The organism is Sorangium sp. So ce836, assembly GCF_028553905.1.
GTDB classification, from domain to species: Bacteria; Myxococcota_A; Polyangia; order Polyangiales; family Polyangiaceae; genus Sorangium; species Sorangium cellulosum_D.
This window is the reverse complement of sequence record NZ_CP102233.1, coordinates 1,389,720-1,406,976: the sequence shown is the minus strand read 5'-3', so window position 1 is coordinate 1,406,976 and position 17,257 is coordinate 1,389,720. Positions and strand designations below refer to the sequence as shown.

The window sequence follows — 17,257 nt, the reverse complement described above, 5'->3', positions numbered from 1 at the left end:
TCCCTCACGCGAGCGCCCGGATCTCCCGCAGCACCGCCTCCACGTTCGCCTCGGTGTTGAGCAGGCTCGGCGCGACGCGGGCATACGAGATCCCGTACGGCGACGTCGACGCGATGATCTTCCTCTCGCGGAGCCTCCGCACCACGGCGGCCGGCGTCATCCCCGCCACCTCGAAGCACACGAGCCCCGCGGAGAGCGCGTCGTCGAGCGGCGTGTGCAGCGTGACGTGGCGCATGCCCTTGAGCCCCTCCTTGCACTGCCGGTTCAGCGCGTGGATGCGGTCCGCGACCTTTGCCTTGCCGATGCGCCGGTGGAACGCGAACGCCGCGGGCAGCGCCCAGCGGTGCTCGAAGGAGTGGAACCCTCCCGGAGACATCATGTTGGCGGTCGTGGTCGGCGCCGGCTGACCCCGCATCCAGGCGCCGTATCCCTCCTTGCCGAAGTGCGGGATGCTCGGCCGGAGCATCGGCCAGAGCTCGGCCCTGCCCCAGAGCACGCCCGTGCCCCGCGGCCCGAAGATCCACTTGTGACAGCCGGCCGCGAAGAAATCGCAGCCGAGGTCGGCCATCGTGGCGTCCTCGACCCCGAAGCCGTGCACGCCGTCCACGCAGCAGACGACGCGATCCCCCGGCGCCCGCCCCTGGTTCGCCCTGGCGACGACCTCCGCGATCGCGCGCACCGGCGTCTTCACCCCCGTGCTCGAGTGGACCCACGTGATCGCCACGACCCGCGTGGCCGGCGTGATCCCCCGCGCGATCGCGCCCGCCATCTCCGCCTCCGTCGCGGCGCTGCCCCGCTCGTAGAGCGCGACCTTCCGCACCGCGGCGCCCGACCGCTCCGCCGCGAGCCGGAGCGACTCGTGCGTGGAGTAGTGATCGTGCACCGTCGTGAGCGCCTCGTCCCCGGCCTTGAGCGGCAGGCCGAGGTAGAGCGAGGCGAGCCCCATCGTGGTGCTGTCCGTCAGCGCGATCTCGTCGGCCCGGGCGCCCATGTACGCCGCGGCGGCCTCCCGCACCGGCGCCGCGCCCTCGTGCTCGCCGAGCGCGTCCACCGGGTTCTCGTCGAGCTCCCGCCGCAGCGCCTCGATCGCCTCGCGCACGGGCCGCGGGTGCGACGCGAGCAGGAAGCTCGTCATGTGGATCCACGTCGGCGACACCTCGAACTCGTCCCGGACGCGCTGCCACGCGTCGGCCGGCGCCTGGGCCCGATCGGCCGCGGCCGTCACCGCCTCCGGGGCCGCGCAGCCCGCGGCCCCGATCGCCAAGAGGCCTTCGAGCAGGCTGCGCCTGGGTAGCTTCGTCGTCATCTGCAGCTTCCTCCTCCGTGCTGGGCGCGGTCCCTCTTGGAGCCGCAGGCTCGCGCGCCCAGGGGCGCTTCGATGCCGCGGGCAGGGAAGTCCCCTCTCGCCGCGCCGGCCGGGGAGGTTGCACGGGGGCGGCTGAGAAGCAGTAACTATCTGGAACCAATCAGCTTTTCACCGAGCGGGGAGCGGGGCGGCCCGCAGCGTTCCGCGCTCTCGGCCGAGTCCCGTCACGCCGCTCGATCGCGACATTCCCGGGTTGGCGTGGATGGCGGGTGTCGTCGGCGCGGGGTCCGCGCTCCGGTGCCGGGATCTCAGCGGATGAGGTAGCCGTCGATGAACGAGGCGACGTCTTCGGCGAGGGTACCGACCTCGACGGGGACGCCGGCGGCGCGCAGCAGCGCGATCCCGCGGCCGAGGTTCCGCGGATGGCTGTCGATCACGGCCACGAACACCGCGCCGATGCGCCGGGCGATCAGGGCCTTCGCGCAGGAGGGGGTGCGGCCGAAGAACGAGCAGGGCTCCAGCGTCACGAACGCCGCGCAGTCCGAGAGATCGCCGGGGAGCGTCGCGAGCGCCATGGCCTCGGCGTGGTGGCAGCCGGGCGCCTGCGTGAAGCCCTCCGCGACGATGCTCCCGCCGCGCACCACCACGCAGCCCACGGGCGGGTTCGGGCGGCAGCGGGGGAGCGCGCCGCGCGACACCTCCAGCGCCCGCGCCATGAAGCGCCGCTTCTCCGCCTCGGTGGTCGAGGGCCGAGCCCGCCGGGCGATCCGTGCCTCCGCGGCCGGCGCGCTCACGGCGCCGGGCTCGGGTAGCGGGCGTGGATCTGCTCGATCTCGGCGAGCACCTCCTTGCCGAGCACCACCCCCGCGCTCTTCACGTTCTCCTCGAGCTGCTCGAGGGTGGTCGCCCCGATGATGGTGCTCGCCACGAACCAGCGGCTGCGCACGAAGGCGAGCGCGAGCGACGCCGGGGTGAGGCCGTGCGCGCGCGCGAGCTTCACGTAGGCCTGCACCGCCTCGTCCACGTTGGGCTTCCGGTAGCGCTGGCCGAACGCCTCGAACCGGGCGAGGCGCGAGCCCGGCGGGGGTCCGCCGACGTACTTGCCCGTCAGGAGGCCGAAGGCGAGCGGGCTGTAGGCGAGCAGCGGCACGTCCTCGCGGCGCGAGGCCTCCGCGAGCGCCACGTCGAACGTGCGGTTGACGAGGCTGTACGCGTTCTGGATCGACACCGGCCTCGGGAGCCCCAGGTGCTCCGCGATGCGGCTGAACTGCGTCACCCCCCACGCGGTCTCGTTGCTGAGCCCGAGATAGCGGACCTTGCCGTCGCGGATGACCTCCGCGAACGCCGCGAGCTGCTCGGGGATCGGCGTGCTCGAGCGCTCGTTCGCCGGATCGTAGGCGGTGGCGCCGAACTGCGGCACGTACCGATCCGGCCAGTGGATCTGGTAGAGATCGATGTAGTCCGTCTTGAGGCGCCGCAGGCTGTCCTCGACCGCGCGCCGGACGTTCGCGCGGTTGACCGCGAGAGAGCCGCCCCGGATCCACGGGAAAGGGCGGCCCGACGCGGCGATCTTCGTCGCGAGGATCACCTTGTCGCGCGGCCTCTGGCTCAGCCACTCGCCCACGTAGCTCTCGGTGCGGCCCTGCGTCTCGGCGCGGGTCGGCACGGGGTACATCTCGGCCGCATCGACGAAGTTGATGCCCGCGTCGAAGGCGTAATCGAGCTGCGCTTTCGCGTCGTCGAGCGTGTTCTGCTCGCCGAACGTCATCGTCCCAAGGCAGAGCTCCGAGACCCGGAGCTCGCTGTCACCCAGCTGTCGGTAATGCATCGCTTTTCCGTCCGTGGGCCTCCAGTACCACGGGGCGGCGGCCACGTCCACCATGACGGACGTATGCTCTCCTATAACGGACGCGCCACGGCGGCGCGGCGAGCGTCACGGTACCGTCGATGCTCGAAAAGACGTACTCGGAACGTGTAGCGTTGCGCCGACAGCGGAAGCGCATCGCAGGGGACCACGGTCGATCCTCGCCTTCCCCGCTCCCCGGCGGCGCCAGCGCCGAGCGACCCACAGCGATCTCCGATTCCGCCAAGCATGCTGCGCGGACAGCGTGGGTGGAGCGACGCTCCAGGCAGAGCGGATAAGCGAACGGGGCAGTGAGGCCGCGCAAAATAATCTGAAGGGTCGCTCCCCCTGGCGGCACTAAGGGCAGTGAGCTGGCCGAACGGGGCGGCGGGGAGCACGCCACCGGCGAGATCAGACGCAACTCTGCTCGAATTCAAGTCGACGGCTCGTCGACGCCGTCGACGCCGTCGACACGAGGCGACGAGCTCGAGTTTGCGCTGCGCTCGCATCCCGCACGTTCCTTCGGAACGCCTCTCAGCGCATTTACGCATCCTGATCATAACATGATTTGGATCCGGGATCGATCTGCGGTGCGCGATCGGGCATGGGCTCGGATCGCGCCGGTCGGTCCGACGCTCCGGGGTAGGACGAACCAAGGCGGAGGACGAGGTGAAGATCATACAACGACAGTGCGTCGCGGCCCTCACGGCAGCCTCGCTGGGCTGGGTGTCTGGCTGCGCCGGCGAGGCGCGGTCCGACGTCGACGCGCCGATCACGGGCACGGCCGCGGCGGAGATCATCGGGCCGAACGTGACCGAGGTCGTCGTCTACGACAATCCGGATCTCGCAGACGACCTGCCGCGCGAAGTGCCGGTCGTCGTGAGCTTCAAAGACAACAAGCCCGACGTTGTGTTCCAGATCGGCTGCGGGTCGAACTACGGGCCGCTCCTGGAGGGCTTCGGGTACCCGCGGACCCTCGACCTCAACCAGGCTGCGTTCTACGACTCGTTCGACGCCATGAGGGCGCAAATCGAACGCGACGCGGGCGGGCAAGTCCCCATCCATACGCTCCGCTGCGACGCGAATCCCAACGTCACGCGCCAGCAAATTTTCCAGGTCTACCGGCGCGTCGACGCCGATATGGGCAAGGGCGAGGCCGAGTACTACCTCCGGCTCCGCGACGACCCCGGGACGATCTACAGCGTGGGCTGCAGCAACGTGCTCTCGGCGCTCTCGTGGACGGCGGCGGACGGCAGCAACATCGAGCAGGTGAGCATCCCCATCAACCGCGCCGTCCTCGATGTCTGGAAGGCGCAGGAGATCGCGACGCGGGAGATCAACTGCCACTCGAGCACCGGCCGAGCGCTCCCGCGGGCCCGGCGCGAGCTCCCGCAGCTGGCGAGCGAGAGGAACTACACCGCCGAGGCGGAGCTCTACCTGGTCCGCTACCCGTTCACCGGGATCAGGACGCGCGTGACGCCCTACCTGATCGCCGGCGGGAAGGGCTACGCGATCGATTGCGGTTCGAACGCCGACATGATGAAGCAGGCCTTCGGCTTCGACCCCGCCGCGACGCTCGAGGAGCTCTCGACGAGCGACCCGCGCTTCACCGCCTCGGATCCCGGCCGGCAGCCGCACCTCGCGTGCGACAGGAACGTCAAGATCTTCCAGACCGCCGACCAGTCGCCCTCGGCGCGCTATTTTCAGCTCGACGGCGGCAAATCGCTGGTTCGCTTCACGTGCCCGAGGGCCGCGAGCTTCTTCGCCGAAGGGGCGCCGTCGGCGCAGTCGGTCCCGAGGGCGGCCGTGCCGTACCTCTTCGTCGATCCGAACGCTCCGGCCAGCCAGACGCGGCTCTTGGAGGTCGGTTGCTGGGGCCCCGGTCGCGCCAGGATGGCGCAGCTGTTCTTCTGGGTGTCCGGGCGGGAGCCGAACGACGATGAGCTCCAGTACACGGCGACCCTCTACGAGCTGAACAACAGCGGGGGCTCCCCGAGAGAAGAGGTCGAGGCAAAGACGATGGCGGGGCTCGCCAGCCTCGTCTTCGCCGGGAGCATCGACCCGCTCGACCGCATCCTCGATCGCGCGGTCGGCGACGGGAAGAGGAGCAACCCGCGCCGCACGCACCTGGACGGCGGGCGTGTCTTCGGCGAGGAGCGGACGTACTTCACGAACGACATCAACGCGAGCCGCGAGCGGGCGTTCCGGTACGGCCTCTACAGGTGGGTGAACGACCGCGTGGCGAACGCGACGCCCGCGTCGCGCGACGAGCTCCTGGCGAGCTACGATTGGGCCTACGGATGCTGGCAGACGCCCGTGGAGGTCGGCCCGTGCCCCGCGCCTGAAGGGATCGCGTGGTGGACAGGCGAGTTCTACAACCCCGCGAACAAGGACAAGAGCTACACACGAAGCTCGCTGGAGGCGGAGCACGCGAGCTATCTCAAGAGGTGCTCTGACCGCGCCAACGGCTGTTTCTACGAGATCGAGAACGTGACCGACCGCGCCTGCCACAGGAGCGGCAGGCCGTGCGTCGGGGACGCGGCCTGGGCGGACTACATCGGGGCGTTGCTCCGTGGCAACCATATCCCCGGGAACTACCTCTCCATCATCTGCGTCGTGGAGACCTGGGGCAATGCTTCGCCGAATATCGCGGCCTGCCGCAAAGAGCGCTGAGCGGCCGCGCCCACGGGAGTGACACCATGAAGATCAGGGTTCTGAGCATCGTCGCCGGCGCGGCGTGCGTCGCCGGCGCGGCCGGCGTCGCGCGCGCCGACGTCGCTCCGCCTCCCGCGTGCAGGGCGGCGGCCTCCGACGGGCCTGTGTTCACGCAGAACAAGCGCCTCTGTTACGAGACGCTCGCGGCGCGCGGGAGCTACCAGGAGATCGTCGATCTCATCGAGGTGGAGAGCCTCGGGCTCACGCCGCAGGAGCGGTACTTCCTCGGGATGGCCTATTTCGGGCTGTCGAACCGGACGGGCGCCGACAGCCTCCGGTGCCACGCCGCGCTCCGCGCCAGCGGGCTGCTCGAGGCGTTCCTGAACGAGCAGCAGGCGCTCTACCGCGAGCAGCACTCGTTCGGCACGTCCGACGACATGAAGTACACGTACCACGCGACAAAGATGATGGCGGCCCTCAAGGTCGTGAAAGGGTGCGAGGAGTCGTCGCACACGCCGGCCAGCCTGGAGCGCTACGGCCGGCGGTACGCGGTCGAGCGCCTGCGGGGGCTCTTCTACAAGACGTCGGGGCCGGACGCGCTCCGCGACGGCTTCGACGAGAAGATGACGCAGCTCGGCGACCAGATGAAGGCGTTCGTGGCGACGGCGTCCAGCGTGGAGACGTGCTACGGCCTCAACCTGACCGAGATCGACCTGGGGCGGCGATACCTCTTCGGGATCCGCGATCGTATCAACGGCCTCTTCGGCGCCGATGCGGTCAAGGTCGCAGCGCAGCCCGTCGGGGGTGACGAGTCGTTCCCCAGCTTCGTTTACGACGCGACGTGGAGATCGCAGATCCTCGGGACGATCGGCGCCAAGACGACCCGCTTCACGGATCTCCTGTTGCCGGAGAAGCGCGGAGAGATCGCGGTCATCGAGGCGGAGATCATCGCCGCGATCGGCGGCATGTCGATGGAGGATTACGTGAGTCGCAAGGAGCGAACGGTGATCGAGCTCAGGGATCTCTCGACATCGCTGATCCTGGGGACGAACTTCTGGACGGCGATGGAGGCGCCCGAGCGAGCTGGCAGGGCCGCGCTGAACGACGCCCTCGCGAAGCCCAACCGGAACGAGCTCGCGCGGACGGCCGCGCACGTCGAGACGCTCTGGCAGGAAGGGATGGCGAGGTACTGCAATCCCTCGAGGCCGGCCTGGTACTGCAGGAGGATGCCGTGAAGAGACGCACCTTTCGCGTCGCCCTGGCGGTCGTGCCGCTCTCGGCGCTCGCGTCGCTCGCCTCGCACGCGGCCTCGCTCCCGACCCCGAGCGGCCCCGCGATCGAGGTGCCGTCGTTCGTCGATGTCGACGAGGCGTTTCGCAGGGCGACCGCAGGGCGGCCGCTCGATACGGCGCTCCTCTCCTTCGCGTCGAACGAGCTGCGCCCGCGTGCGTCGGGCGGCGGCAGCTCGGGCGGCGAGATCATCGAGGACGATGTCATGCCCATCGAGGAGGTCACCGGATCCGTAACGACCGTGCGTCTCCTGCCCATCGCCGGCGTCGAGCCGGCCACGGCGCGCGAGCTCCACCGCCGCGTCGCGCTCCTCGAGCTCCTCGTCGGGGCGCTCCGGAGCTACCGCGAGCCCGAAGGCGCGCCGGCGGGCCGGAGCGACGAGGTCCTGCAGATGGCGAACACCGCGCACCTCGAGCTCTTCGTGGCCCATAGCCTCGCATACCTCGAAGGGCAGACGCGCGAGGAGAAGTGCCTGTCGTATCAGCGGGCGGCCGAGCACGCGCGGTATGTCGGGTTCGACGCCGACTTCGGCCTCCCCGTGCCGGTCCGCGCCGGCTGGGAGACCCTCCTCGAGGAGGCCCGGACGTTCCACGCCGGGCCGTTCGCCGAGCAGATCCCGGCGAACCTCTGCGCGATGCGCAAGGCGGTGCGCAAAGCCGAGGTCGAGTCGATGCTCCGCGCCGGCATCGACCAGCGGATACGCCTGCGCGTGGAGGCGGAGATCGACGCGACGTCGGGGAGCCTTGCCGAGAAAGAGCGGCAGTACGCGGCGGCGCTCCAGGGCTCGGCCGTGGAGCTCCCGACGCGCGAGATCTTCCTGCTGAAGAAGACCGTCGAGGACACGGCTTCGCTCTACGAGCTCGTGGAGCGCGACACGCTCGGCCTCGAGCGGGCGCCGGCCACGACGCCGCCGGGGCAGCCGCTCATCTCGCGCCTCCGCGCGAAGCGCGGCGAGATCGACCGCATCCGGAGCAACGCCAGCGCCGCCGGGGTCGACGCCGACGTGGCGGCGGCGCGCGCCACGCTCGAGCGCCACGCGGCGCTCCTCGGCGCCGTGGTGGCGGCCCTCCGCGAGATCGCGCGGACGCCAGGGCTCGACTGGTCGACCGAGGAGAAGCTCGGCGTCTGCGCGACGATCCCCGACGCGCTCACGCCGGAGAACTTCGCGGATTACGCCGCACGCGTCGACGCCTGTCTGACCGAGGCGGCGCGAGCGTACAGCGCGCTCAAGGACGCGGCGGGCGCGAGCGACCCGACCCGGACGGCCTTCGTCGAGAAGGTCTCGGGGCTCTCGAAGGCTTATATCGGGTACATCAATAGTCTTTAGCCCACGGCAAAGCTTGCTGGAGCGATCCATGAAACGACTGCTGTCTTCATTCGCCCTCGGTCTCCTGCTGCTGCCTTCGCCTGCGCGCGCCCAGGAGATCGAGTGCGTCCCTTCGAACGAGACCGCGATCCGCGCGGAGGTGGGGCGCCTCGTCTCGGAGCTCAAGATCGCGCAGTACCGCGCGAACATGGCGCTCCTCGAGGACAGCTTCGGCGATCTCGAGGCGCTCGTCGGCGCGAGGGGGAGGTGCCCCGAGTCCATGACGACGCGCGTCTGCGACGCTGATTGCTATTACCAGCGCGCGAACGTCTATCGGTTTCGCGCCACGGGGCTGCCGCTCCTCAACGCGAAAGGGGCCGGGGCGCCCAGCGATACGCTGACGAGCCCCGCGGAGCTCCTCGCGCAGGCCACGGCGGGGCTCGAGATCGTCGAGCAGGGGATCGCGCGCCTCCCGCGGCAGGCGAGCTCGGGCACGGGCGAGGAGCAGAAGAACATCGCCTGGAGCCGGTATCTCAAGGCGATGGCGCAGCTCCAGGGGCTCAAGGCGAAGCTGCTCGTGGCGGCGGGCGACGTCTGGTACCGAGAGGCGTCCGTCGCGCGGCTCGACCACATGAGCTACCTGGTCGGCGAGGCGCTCGGCGACGCGCCCGCGGCGGACGGGGACAAAGGGAGCGAGTACTACAAGGCGGCCACGTATTACGACCAAGCGTTCTGGCTCGTCCTCGAGGCCAAGGGCTCGCTCCCCGATCGGGACCTCTTCACCGCCGAGCTCGCGACGCTCGCCACGATCGAGAAAGACGTGACGCTCCGCCTCGACTCGGTGCGCAAAGGCTACCTGTACATCAACATCGACCCCGAGGATTTCCCGCTCGTCAGCATCGAGCGGCTCGGCCAGCAGCTGCGGATGCAGGAGGCCGCGATCGAGCAGCAGGATCTGAACATCCAGAACATGCTCGAGACGTGGGCACGGAAATACACCGATCTTCAGAACCAGAAGTTCGACATGGCCAACATGAAGCACTCTCGGGCCATCGAGCTCGAGGTGTACAAGATGGCGCAGCTCCAGGACATGGCCGAGCAGCTCAAGAACGACGTGCAGCAGAAGCTGAACGCGATCCAGAGCGACATCTCGACGTTCGAGCTCGAGCAGAGGATCCGCGTGCTCGAGCTGGCCTTGAAGCGCGAGACGAAGGAGCTCGAGAACCAGATCGTGCTCCTCCGGGGCCAGCGCGAGCAGGATCTCCTCGCGCTCGACCAGGACGCGGCGCGCGAGCAGATCGCCGAGATCCAGTTCAACATCGACATGACGCTCGCCGCCTTCAACTTCGAGATGCAGCGCGACGGCCTCGAGCTGCAGATCGACGAGCTCTTGAACCGCATCGCGTCCGACGACAAGGAGCTCGAGCTCGTCGACAACCGTAAGGCGCAGATCGAGCGGCAGATCGCGCTCGAGCAGAAGCGTATCGAGGGCTCCGAGATCGTCACGAGCCGGCTGCGGACCTCGCAGGAGACGGTGTTCCAATCGATGCGCGTCCCCGTCGTGCACCAGATCTGCTCGGTCGACGCCGAGCTCGCCTTCTACACCGGGGCGGCGCAGGGGTTCACCGATCCGATCTCCGGCGCCTCGTGCACGAGCCCGCCGTCCATCGAGACGCCGAAGCCGGCGCTCCTCGATGAGATCTGCGTGGCGCGGAAGGAGCTCTCCACCAAGAGCAAGGAGGAGATCGACAAGATCAGGGCCTGCATCGACGGCTCTGGCACGAGCTGCTCCACGAAGGACGAGAACCTGAAGCGGGTCGCGGAGGAGCTCTACACTCAGAACCTGAAGATCTTCGACCACCAGCGCGACATGTGGCAAACGACGATCAACCAGATCAAGGATCGCATGCGGGCGCTCGACGCCGCGATGGCCGAACAGAACGGCCTCGACGCGCTGAAGGGGGCCGCGCTCGCGCTCTCGGCCACTGCGGGCGTCCTCGCGGCCATCCCGGACGGCGACACCGGCATCATGGGCATATTCCCCGTCAAGACGTTCCGCTTCGTCGAGGCGGCGGCGGCGGCGGCGAAGGTCGCGGCCGACACGGCCGCGCAGGTCTACGAGTGGCAGTTCGGAGAGCTGCAGTTCGAGCAGATGATCGCGCAGGAGAGGCACGAGCTCAACGTTCGGGTCGAGGAGCTGAGGAGGGAGATCAACGCCCTCGACGTCCACAGGCTCATCGAGGAGTGGACGAAGAAGCGGGCGCTCGCCGAGATCTCGGTCCAGCTGGCGGAGCTCGACAAGGAGGTCGTCGAGATCACCGGCGAGGAGAAGCTGCACGCGATCCAGTGCAGGCTGGACCGGGGGGAGATCGCGGCGACGGTCGCGAAGCTGCGGGCCGACCGCGCGGCGCTCGTGGCCGATCTCCAGACCAAGTCGGACGAGTCGGCGCTCGTCGATTTCGACATCGACGAGCAGGAGAACGTGCGCGAGCAGGCCCAGATCGAGATCCAGCGGCTCACCCTCGCGCTCGGGGAGCTCGACATCGAGGCGAGCAGGATCCAGCAGGACAAGCGGAACCTCCTCGCCATGAAGTCGTCGATCGAGGCGCAGATCAGCCGGATCAGCCACTACCAGGGGAAGGTGCACGATCTCGAGGGGCACTACGACGCGACGCGCCAGGTGCTGAACGACATCCGGGAGAAGATCCGGCAGAACACCATCAACATCTCGGAGGGGCAGATGGCGTTCCTCGCGTCGGTCATCGAGGACGAGAGGGCGGCGACCTTCGTCCAGATCGAAGACCTCCGCCGGCAGATCCGGATGGTGGAAGAGGCGAGGGATCTCGAGCAAGAGCTCCTGGCCATCGAGCGGGAGATGCGCGAGGCGGCGCTGGAGAGCCGCACGCGCATCATGGGGCTCGTCGAGATGGCGCCCGTGAACCACGCCGCCGAGGTCCTCTTCTGGGACTTCGAGGACATGCAGGCGGAGCTCACGCGCGGAGCGAACGAGTTCCTCGAGGCCAAGCGCCGCGTCGTCGAGAACGTCAACTACACGTACAATCTGTACCGGAACCGCTACAACGTGCTGAGCGACTTCGCCGGCGACGTCGGGCACCTGTCTGCGGATAAGACGTTCATCGGGACGGCGGCCGAGCTGGATTCGTTCCTCAGCGACTGCGGGACGGTCGGTACGAGCGAGGTCTGCCGGCCCTCTTCGCTCGCCTGGAGCACCGAGACGATGGCGGGCAGCGTGGCCGAGTTCACGCTGGAGAAGACGAGCGGGCTCGTGTCCGAGCTCCTCGAGAACGGGCGCGTGCGCTTCGAGATCTCGCCCTTCGCCGGCTCGCAGGCGGATAGCCGGAACCTCGGCAACTTCGTCCTCTGGGACGAGATGACGATGAACGAGAGCGAGCCGATGCGCCTCGTGCACGTGCTGGCCGGGGTCTCGAGCTCGTCATGCCGCTCGCAGCAGATGCAGATGACCCACCTCGGGTTCGGGACCGTCTTCTCGCGCCTGTCGAAGGACAGCGGCGAGATCGTGCCGAGCCTCTTGGTGAAGCGGCCGGTCACGGCGCTCCTCCCGGTGTACGGCGGCTCGGACATGGATCTCATGAACGACGAGTACCTCCGCTTCCGTCGCGGCCCGTACACCGCAGAGGGGCTCGAGCGGCGCCTGACCGACGGCTTGATCCAGAACGCGTATCCGTTCGTGGGCCACCCGCTGGTGGGGACGTACGAGATCACCGCCGACGAGAACCTGGTTCGCTGCCTGAGCCAGGGTGCTCCGTCGTTGAAGCTCGGGTTCATCTTCGTGCGCAAGCCGGTGCGCTGACGTTCGTGCGCGGGCCGGCGAGCTGAAGCGTCGTATCTGAAGATAGAAGGAGTTTGGCCGATGGTTCGACAGGATTTGGCGTCCCACATCCCGCTGGTCGTCGCGGCGGTGTTCGCGACGCTGCCGGGGATGAGGATGGCGGCGGCCCAGGTGGACGACGAGTGCTCGCGCAACCTCGCGTCGTGCGACCTGCAGGAGCGGAAGACGCACCTCCGGGCGCAGCTCTGGTCCGGTGCCTGCGACCCGTCGCAGTGGGACGCGCTCCCGCGGCAGGGCTATCCCATCGAGAGGGTCGATGGGGACCTGAAGATCAAGGTGGGTCCGCGCGCGCCGGTGCACTTCCTGAACGGGGTGTGCGAGGCGCATCGTCGGGACGGCGACGTCGACCACGGCCTCCACGAGCTCGAGAAGGCCGCGACCGTCGGCCTGCTCCCAGCGCAGAGGAGCGCGGCGGCGCTGTTCGAGGGGCTCCTCCACTGCCGCAAGCTCGCGGAGCTCGAAGATCGGTATCAGGGCGAGCTCACCACGAGGCTGGCGCCCCGCGAGGCGTTCTGCATGCACCGGGGCATGGCCAAGGCGAGCTTCACGCGCGTGCGGTGGGAGGGGCTCGAGATGAGCTACGACACCTCGGACTTCAGCCTGACGGGGCACGCGGAGCGCATGGCACAATGCTATGAGGAGTACCTGCACGGTGGGTACGACGCCACGTGCGGTGTCGTGTCGTCGCCCTCGCCGGCGGCCATCGACGCTGCGGCGGAGACCGTCTCCCGCGACATCCTCGCGGATTATTTCGGCACCGCGACGGAGGACGCCCCGCCCGGCGACAGGGCGATCCCGCCGCTCAAGGCGATGCTGGCGCGCAAGATCGAGATGGCCGACAGCTCGCTCCGCGACTCGGCGGCGCTCCTCGACGGCCTCGTGCGGAAGAAGGATCTCCTCGTCGGCTCCTACGAGGGGATCGCGTCGATGTTCTGCCTCCCGGGGAGCGAGACCGCCGGGCTCTGCTCGGGGCCGCTCCCCTCGGCCGTGGCGCGCCTCCACGAAGGGTACGAGCGCGCGGTGCTGCGGAGCCAGACGATCCTCGATTTCGTCGATCGCTGGGTCGGCGGCCTCTACGAGGTTCAGGGCAGGGACGTCCGCGGAGAGCTGCAGAAGAGCCACGAGGGGCTCCGCGACATGCTCGCGCGCGCCGAGCTGCCGGCGGTCCCGAACGAGATGACCCTCCTGGAGAAGCTCGATCTCATGAAGCGCGACATGGCGCTCCTCGCCGACCGGAGCGCCGTGGAGAACGACACCTTGAAGCGGCAATGCAGCATCTACTTCTGCGAGATCCGGAATCGAAACCGGACGTTCTTCACGAACGCCTGCAACCAGGTCGACGCGACCGCCGGCCGCCCGGTGAAGGACGTGAACGCGCTCTGCGCGGCGGACGTCGCCGGGACGGTCGTCTCCGGCGCGCAGACGGCCGCCGCGCTGTGCGCGGGCGTGGGCCTCCCGGCGTCGTACGTCTCCAACACCGCGATGACCGCGAGGGCGGTCGACACCTGCATGAGCGAGTTCCACCCGTGACCGTACGCAGCGAGGCGAGCAAGATGGTAACGCGAAGATGGTTGTGGGCGCTCGTCCCGGTCGTTGCGAGCGCGTGCGGAGATGCGGGCGAGCGCGAGATGCGGGGGATGGCGAGCGCGCACGCCCTGCTCGCCGCCAAGCCGACGCTGTTTCGCTACCGCGCGATCGGCGCGGCGGGCTCGGAGGTGCGGTACGCCGCCGAGCTGCCGCAGGAGGACGGGACGACGACCCTGCTCCGCCTGGAGGGGTGCCTCGAGGAGCGCGTCGTGCGCGAGCTCTTCGGCGTGAGGCGGAGCGCGATCGCCGAGCGGACCGGCGTCGTCATCGACGCGACGGCGCCGATGATCGCGTGTCCGGATCGGATCGCCGCGGACGCGAACGTCTATGCGGAGCCGAGGACGCAGGGCCTGTCGCGCCTCGAGTACCGGCTGGACGGCGAGCCCTCCCAGGCAGGGCCCGGGCGCTATTTCGTCATTCCCAACCGGTGCGGAGGGCTGATGAAGCACCTCGGGATCGCCGAGCGCGCGCGGCGCGCGCCGGCGCCTCCCCTGGGGAGCCCCGGCTGGACACCCGAGCCGGGCGCCACGCCGATCCAGCTCTCGTGCGCGAACGAGCGCGCGACGGAGCCCTACGATGGCTGGGAGGTCCACGCGGCCTGGTTGCCGAGCGTGGAGTTCCGGTGGATGGTGCTCGTCAAGAAGGGGAATACGTCGTTCTTCGTCGAGTCGATCGACGGGCGGCCCTACAACGACGTCTCCGACGTCGAGCGCGAAAGGGGGCTCGCCGGCCTGAGGGCGCTCCTCGCGGTGCCGAGTTCGTCGGAGTCGACCGTCGTCGTCCCGGAAGACGAAGAGATCCAGCCCGACCTGCCGTTCTTCGACGTGTGCCTGGATCGGTGTGGCGCGGCCAATTGGGTCCCGGCGCACAAGGTCCTGAGGGACGGCTACCTCGAGTGCGAGAGCGGCTCGCTCGATCCGAGCACCGGCGGGTGCCTGGACGGGGAGCGGAGGGGCTATACGGACCGCCTCGAGCTGAGCGGGGCGACGAGCCGGCGGGCGCCGCTCGGCGGCGTCGTCCTGGATCTGCCCATCTGCACCGCGAGCGAGACCTGGGAGCGCCGCTTCGGCCTCTCGGGCCGCGACGGCGGCGGCACGTGGCTCACGCGGCTCATCGCGGCTTACAACGCTGGCAAGAGCGAGGGCGCGGCGCCTCGTTCGGTCTCGCTTCCGTGCCTCGTGCCGGACCGCACGTGCTCGGTCGCGCTCCGCGAGGGCGCGGACCTGTCGACCACGACCGTCGCCACCCTGACGCGGAGCTGCGCGGTGGACGCCGAGGCCCTGGAGGTCCGCGTGGGCAAGCGCGCCACGGTGAGCCGGCCGCCGTTCACGCTCGACGCGGCGGCGCTCCCCGCGAAAATGCGCAAGGTGCGCATGGTCGGTGAGCCGGAGGGCTCGATCATCAGCGTGGCGCAACCGACCTGCGGCTTCGGCTCGAGCGCCGCGTGCACCGACGCGCAGCCGTCCATCCTGGTGCAGGGGGATATGACGGTCGATCTCGAGCATCTCCGGCTCGTGTCGCGCGCCCCCACGGAGAGCACCGCGGGCCCGCCGGCGCCGCTCGCGCGCGTGGGCGTGCAGGCGGCGGGCAGCGCCGCGCGAGGGCTCGTCCTGCGGGTCCGCGACGTGGTCATCGGCGGCGACACCGCGCCTGTGTTTTACAAAGGCATCGTGTTCTCGGGAGGCACGCTCGCGCTCCACAGCTCGAGCGTGCGCGCCTTCACCGAGGGGGTGTCGGCCGACCGGGCGCGCGTGTCCATCGTCTCGTGGCCGGTCGCCGGGGGCCATAGCATCGAGTCGCTCGCCCAGCCCGGGCTCACGGCGGACGACCTCGTGGATCTCCGGGGGGAGTGGCTCGGGGGCTCGGTCGCGAACTTCCGCGCGCTGACGCTCAGCGCCGACGTGCAGGCGTTCGTCGTCGGGATGCGCGTGTCAGGCCCCATGGCGCTGGCGTGGAGCGACGACCGCGCGACGTGGACCGAGGACGGGCTCCTCGCGGTCGACAGCACGTTCACGAGCGCCCCCGGCTACTTCGATCGCGAGTCGGTCATGCTCTCGGTGGCGGGCAGAGGCCAGCTCAACTTCGTGAATTCGAAGGTCGTCAACTTTGGACACGTGCTCCGCTGCCCATCGCGGCTGTCGGGAGGGACGGCGAAGATCATCTTCGATCGGCCGGAGTTCGACGAGATCACGTATGGCCTGAGGCAGGGAGCCTGCACGGTCGAATCGGCGACGCTGTGGGATCCCACCGGCGAATAAGGCGAGAAGGACCATGACGAAGAGAAAGAGGATCGTCGCCGCGGCCGCGGCGGTGGGGATCGTGTCGCTTGCGCTGTCGCTCGCGTACGTCGTGTTGCGCCGCGCCGAGGTCGACCGGGGCGTCGATCTCGAGCTCGCGCAGTCGGTGAGCGCCGACTTCGGGGCCCGCGTCGAGGAGCTCTTGAAACCTTACCTGAAGGCGCAGCCGGGCGTGCGCGTGCGCGTGACCTACAGGCCCCTCGCGGCCGAGGAGGGCTTCGCGGGGGCCCGTGGCGCGCACCTCGTCCTGCGTCCCTTCGAGCCCGCGGAGGCGGACGAGGTCGCGCCGCTCTTCGCCGCGGACTACGCGGTGCTCGCCTACGACCGCAGCCGCGTCGCCGAGCCGCCGGCGAGCTTTCCGGATCTCGTGACGCAGGCGCTCGCGCTGAAGGCGAAGGGGGACGTGGCGTATGGCCTCGCGCTCCCCGAGGAGACCCATCCCCTCCTCCCGTTCTTCTCGGACGTCTTCTGGCCTGCCGCGCCGCCGCGAGAGGCGGAGTCGACCGCGAAGGAGGTCTTCACGCTCCTCGGCGATCTGCGCTTCACGTACGGCCTCTCGCCTCACGCGTGCACGTCCGACTGCGCGGCGCGCCTGCTCGCGGAGGGTCAGGTCCCGTTCGCGGTCCTCGGCGAGTGGCGGATCCCCGAGCTCCGGCGCGCGCTCGGCGAGCGCCTCGGCGTGGCGCCGCTGCCGTCGCTCTCGCGTGGGGGGCCGCCGCTGCGGAGCGTGCGGCGCACGTACGGCGTGCAGCGCGCGCCGGCGCTGAAGGATGGCGAGGCGAGCGCTGCAGACGGGGTGATCGCCTACCTGCGTGGCGAGGGGCAGAGGCGCGTCTTCGCGGCGCTCGGGAAGCTGCCGCTGTCGGAGCCGCCGGGCGCGCAGGGCGGCGTCGCGGAGGCGCAGGCGCCCGCGCGGGTGGAGCAGGAGGGCGCGCTGCGCGCGCCGCCGGTCTCGGTGGGCTGGGCGAGCGTGCGCGCCATGGAGGCGGCCCTCGCTCCGCTCTGGGTGGAGTTTGCCGACGGGCGCATCGGCGCGGAAGGCGCCGCGCGTGCGCTCGTCGAGAAGGTCGTGGGGATTCCCTCATCAGAAGGAGTGAACTAG

10 protein-coding genes are annotated in these 17,257 nt (G+C 69.8%); 7 read left to right on the top strand and 3 right to left on the bottom strand.

What is annotated here, in order from left to right; translation table 11 throughout:
- Nucleotides 1-4: 4 nt before the first annotated feature.
- The 3 genes from NQZ70_RS05235 to NQZ70_RS05225 form a co-directional block, all read right to left on the bottom strand.
- Nucleotides 5-1,306: an aminotransferase class V-fold PLP-dependent enzyme gene (locus NQZ70_RS05235; protein WP_129573229.1), complete on the bottom strand. Its 1,302-nt coding sequence runs from the start codon at nt 1,304-1,306 to the stop codon at nt 5-7.
- Nucleotides 1,307-1,614: 308 nt separating this feature from the next.
- The gene (locus NQZ70_RS05230; protein WP_129581160.1) at nt 1,615-2,022 is read right to left on the bottom strand and encodes a bifunctional diaminohydroxyphosphoribosylaminopyrimidine deaminase/5-amino-6-(5-phosphoribosylamino)uracil reductase RibD; all 408 of its coding nucleotides are present in this window, start codon (nt 2,020-2,022) and stop codon (nt 1,615-1,617) included.
- 74 nt (nt 2,023-2,096) lie between these two features.
- A complete protein-coding gene (locus NQZ70_RS05225) occupies nt 2,097-3,134 on the bottom strand; it encodes an aldo/keto reductase (protein WP_129573228.1) in 1,038 nt (345 codons plus the stop codon).
- A 684-nt stretch (nt 3,135-3,818) separates the two neighbouring features.
- On the opposite strand from NQZ70_RS05225, the gene NQZ70_RS05220 reads away from it, so the two are divergent.
- Genes NQZ70_RS05220 through NQZ70_RS05190 form a run of 7 tightly spaced genes read left to right on the top strand, consistent with a single transcriptional unit; the run spans nt 3,819 to nt 17,257 of the window.
- Complete coding sequence (locus NQZ70_RS05220; RefSeq protein WP_129573227.1) at nt 3,819-5,822, top strand: hypothetical protein; 2,004 nt, start codon at nt 3,819-3,821, stop codon at nt 5,820-5,822.
- A gap of 26 nt (nt 5,823-5,848) precedes the next feature.
- Nucleotides 5,849-7,039 (top strand): hypothetical protein, encoded by a 1,191-nt coding sequence (locus NQZ70_RS05215; RefSeq protein WP_129573226.1) that lies wholly within the window; start codon nt 5,849-5,851, stop codon nt 7,037-7,039.
- A complete protein-coding gene (locus NQZ70_RS05210) occupies nt 7,036-8,421 on the top strand; it encodes a hypothetical protein (protein WP_129573225.1) in 1,386 nt (461 codons plus the stop codon). The genes NQZ70_RS05215 and NQZ70_RS05210 overlap by 4 nt, the downstream gene beginning before the upstream one ends.
- 28 nt (nt 8,422-8,449) lie before the next feature.
- Nucleotides 8,450-12,232, top strand: a complete 3,783-nt coding sequence (locus NQZ70_RS05205; RefSeq protein ID WP_129573224.1) for a hypothetical protein — start codon at nt 8,450-8,452, stop codon at nt 12,230-12,232.
- 60 nt (nt 12,233-12,292) lie between these two features.
- Entirely contained in the window at nt 12,293-13,801 is a 1,509-nt protein-coding gene (locus NQZ70_RS05200; protein ID WP_129573223.1) for a hypothetical protein, read from the top strand.
- 23 nt (nt 13,802-13,824) lie between these two features.
- Nucleotides 13,825-16,116 carry a hypothetical protein gene (locus NQZ70_RS05195; RefSeq protein ID WP_129573222.1) on the top strand — a complete coding sequence of 764 codons (2,292 nt, stop codon included), beginning with the start codon at nt 13,825-13,827 and terminating at the stop codon, nt 16,114-16,116.
- A gap of 13 nt (nt 16,117-16,129) precedes the next feature.
- A complete protein-coding gene (locus NQZ70_RS05190) occupies nt 16,130-17,257 on the top strand; it encodes a hypothetical protein (protein WP_129573221.1) in 1,128 nt (375 codons plus the stop codon).

Excerpts from the sequence above, each read along its gene's own strand:
- NQZ70_RS05235 (WP_129573229.1), bottom strand. The coding sequence starts at position 1,306 with ATGACGACGAAGCTACCCAGGCGCAGCCTGCTCGAAGGCCTCTTGGCG.
- NQZ70_RS05230 (WP_129581160.1), bottom strand. The coding sequence starts at position 2,022 with ATGGCGCGGGCGCTGGAGGTGTCGCGCGGCGCGCTCCCCCGCTGCCGC.
- NQZ70_RS05225 (WP_129573228.1), bottom strand. The coding sequence starts at position 3,134 with ATGCATTACCGACAGCTGGGTGACAGCGAGCTCCGGGTCTCGGAGCTC.
- NQZ70_RS05215 (WP_129573226.1), top strand. The coding sequence starts at position 5,849 with ATGAAGATCAGGGTTCTGAGCATCGTCGCCGGCGCGGCGTGCGTCGCC.
- NQZ70_RS05205 (WP_129573224.1), top strand. The coding sequence starts at position 8,450 with ATGAAACGACTGCTGTCTTCATTCGCCCTCGGTCTCCTGCTGCTGCCT.
- NQZ70_RS05200 (WP_129573223.1), top strand. The coding sequence starts at position 12,293 with ATGGTTCGACAGGATTTGGCGTCCCACATCCCGCTGGTCGTCGCGGCG.
- NQZ70_RS05195 (WP_129573222.1), top strand. The coding sequence starts at position 13,825 with ATGGTAACGCGAAGATGGTTGTGGGCGCTCGTCCCGGTCGTTGCGAGC.
- NQZ70_RS05190 (WP_129573221.1), top strand. The coding sequence starts at position 16,130 with ATGACGAAGAGAAAGAGGATCGTCGCCGCGGCCGCGGCGGTGGGGATC.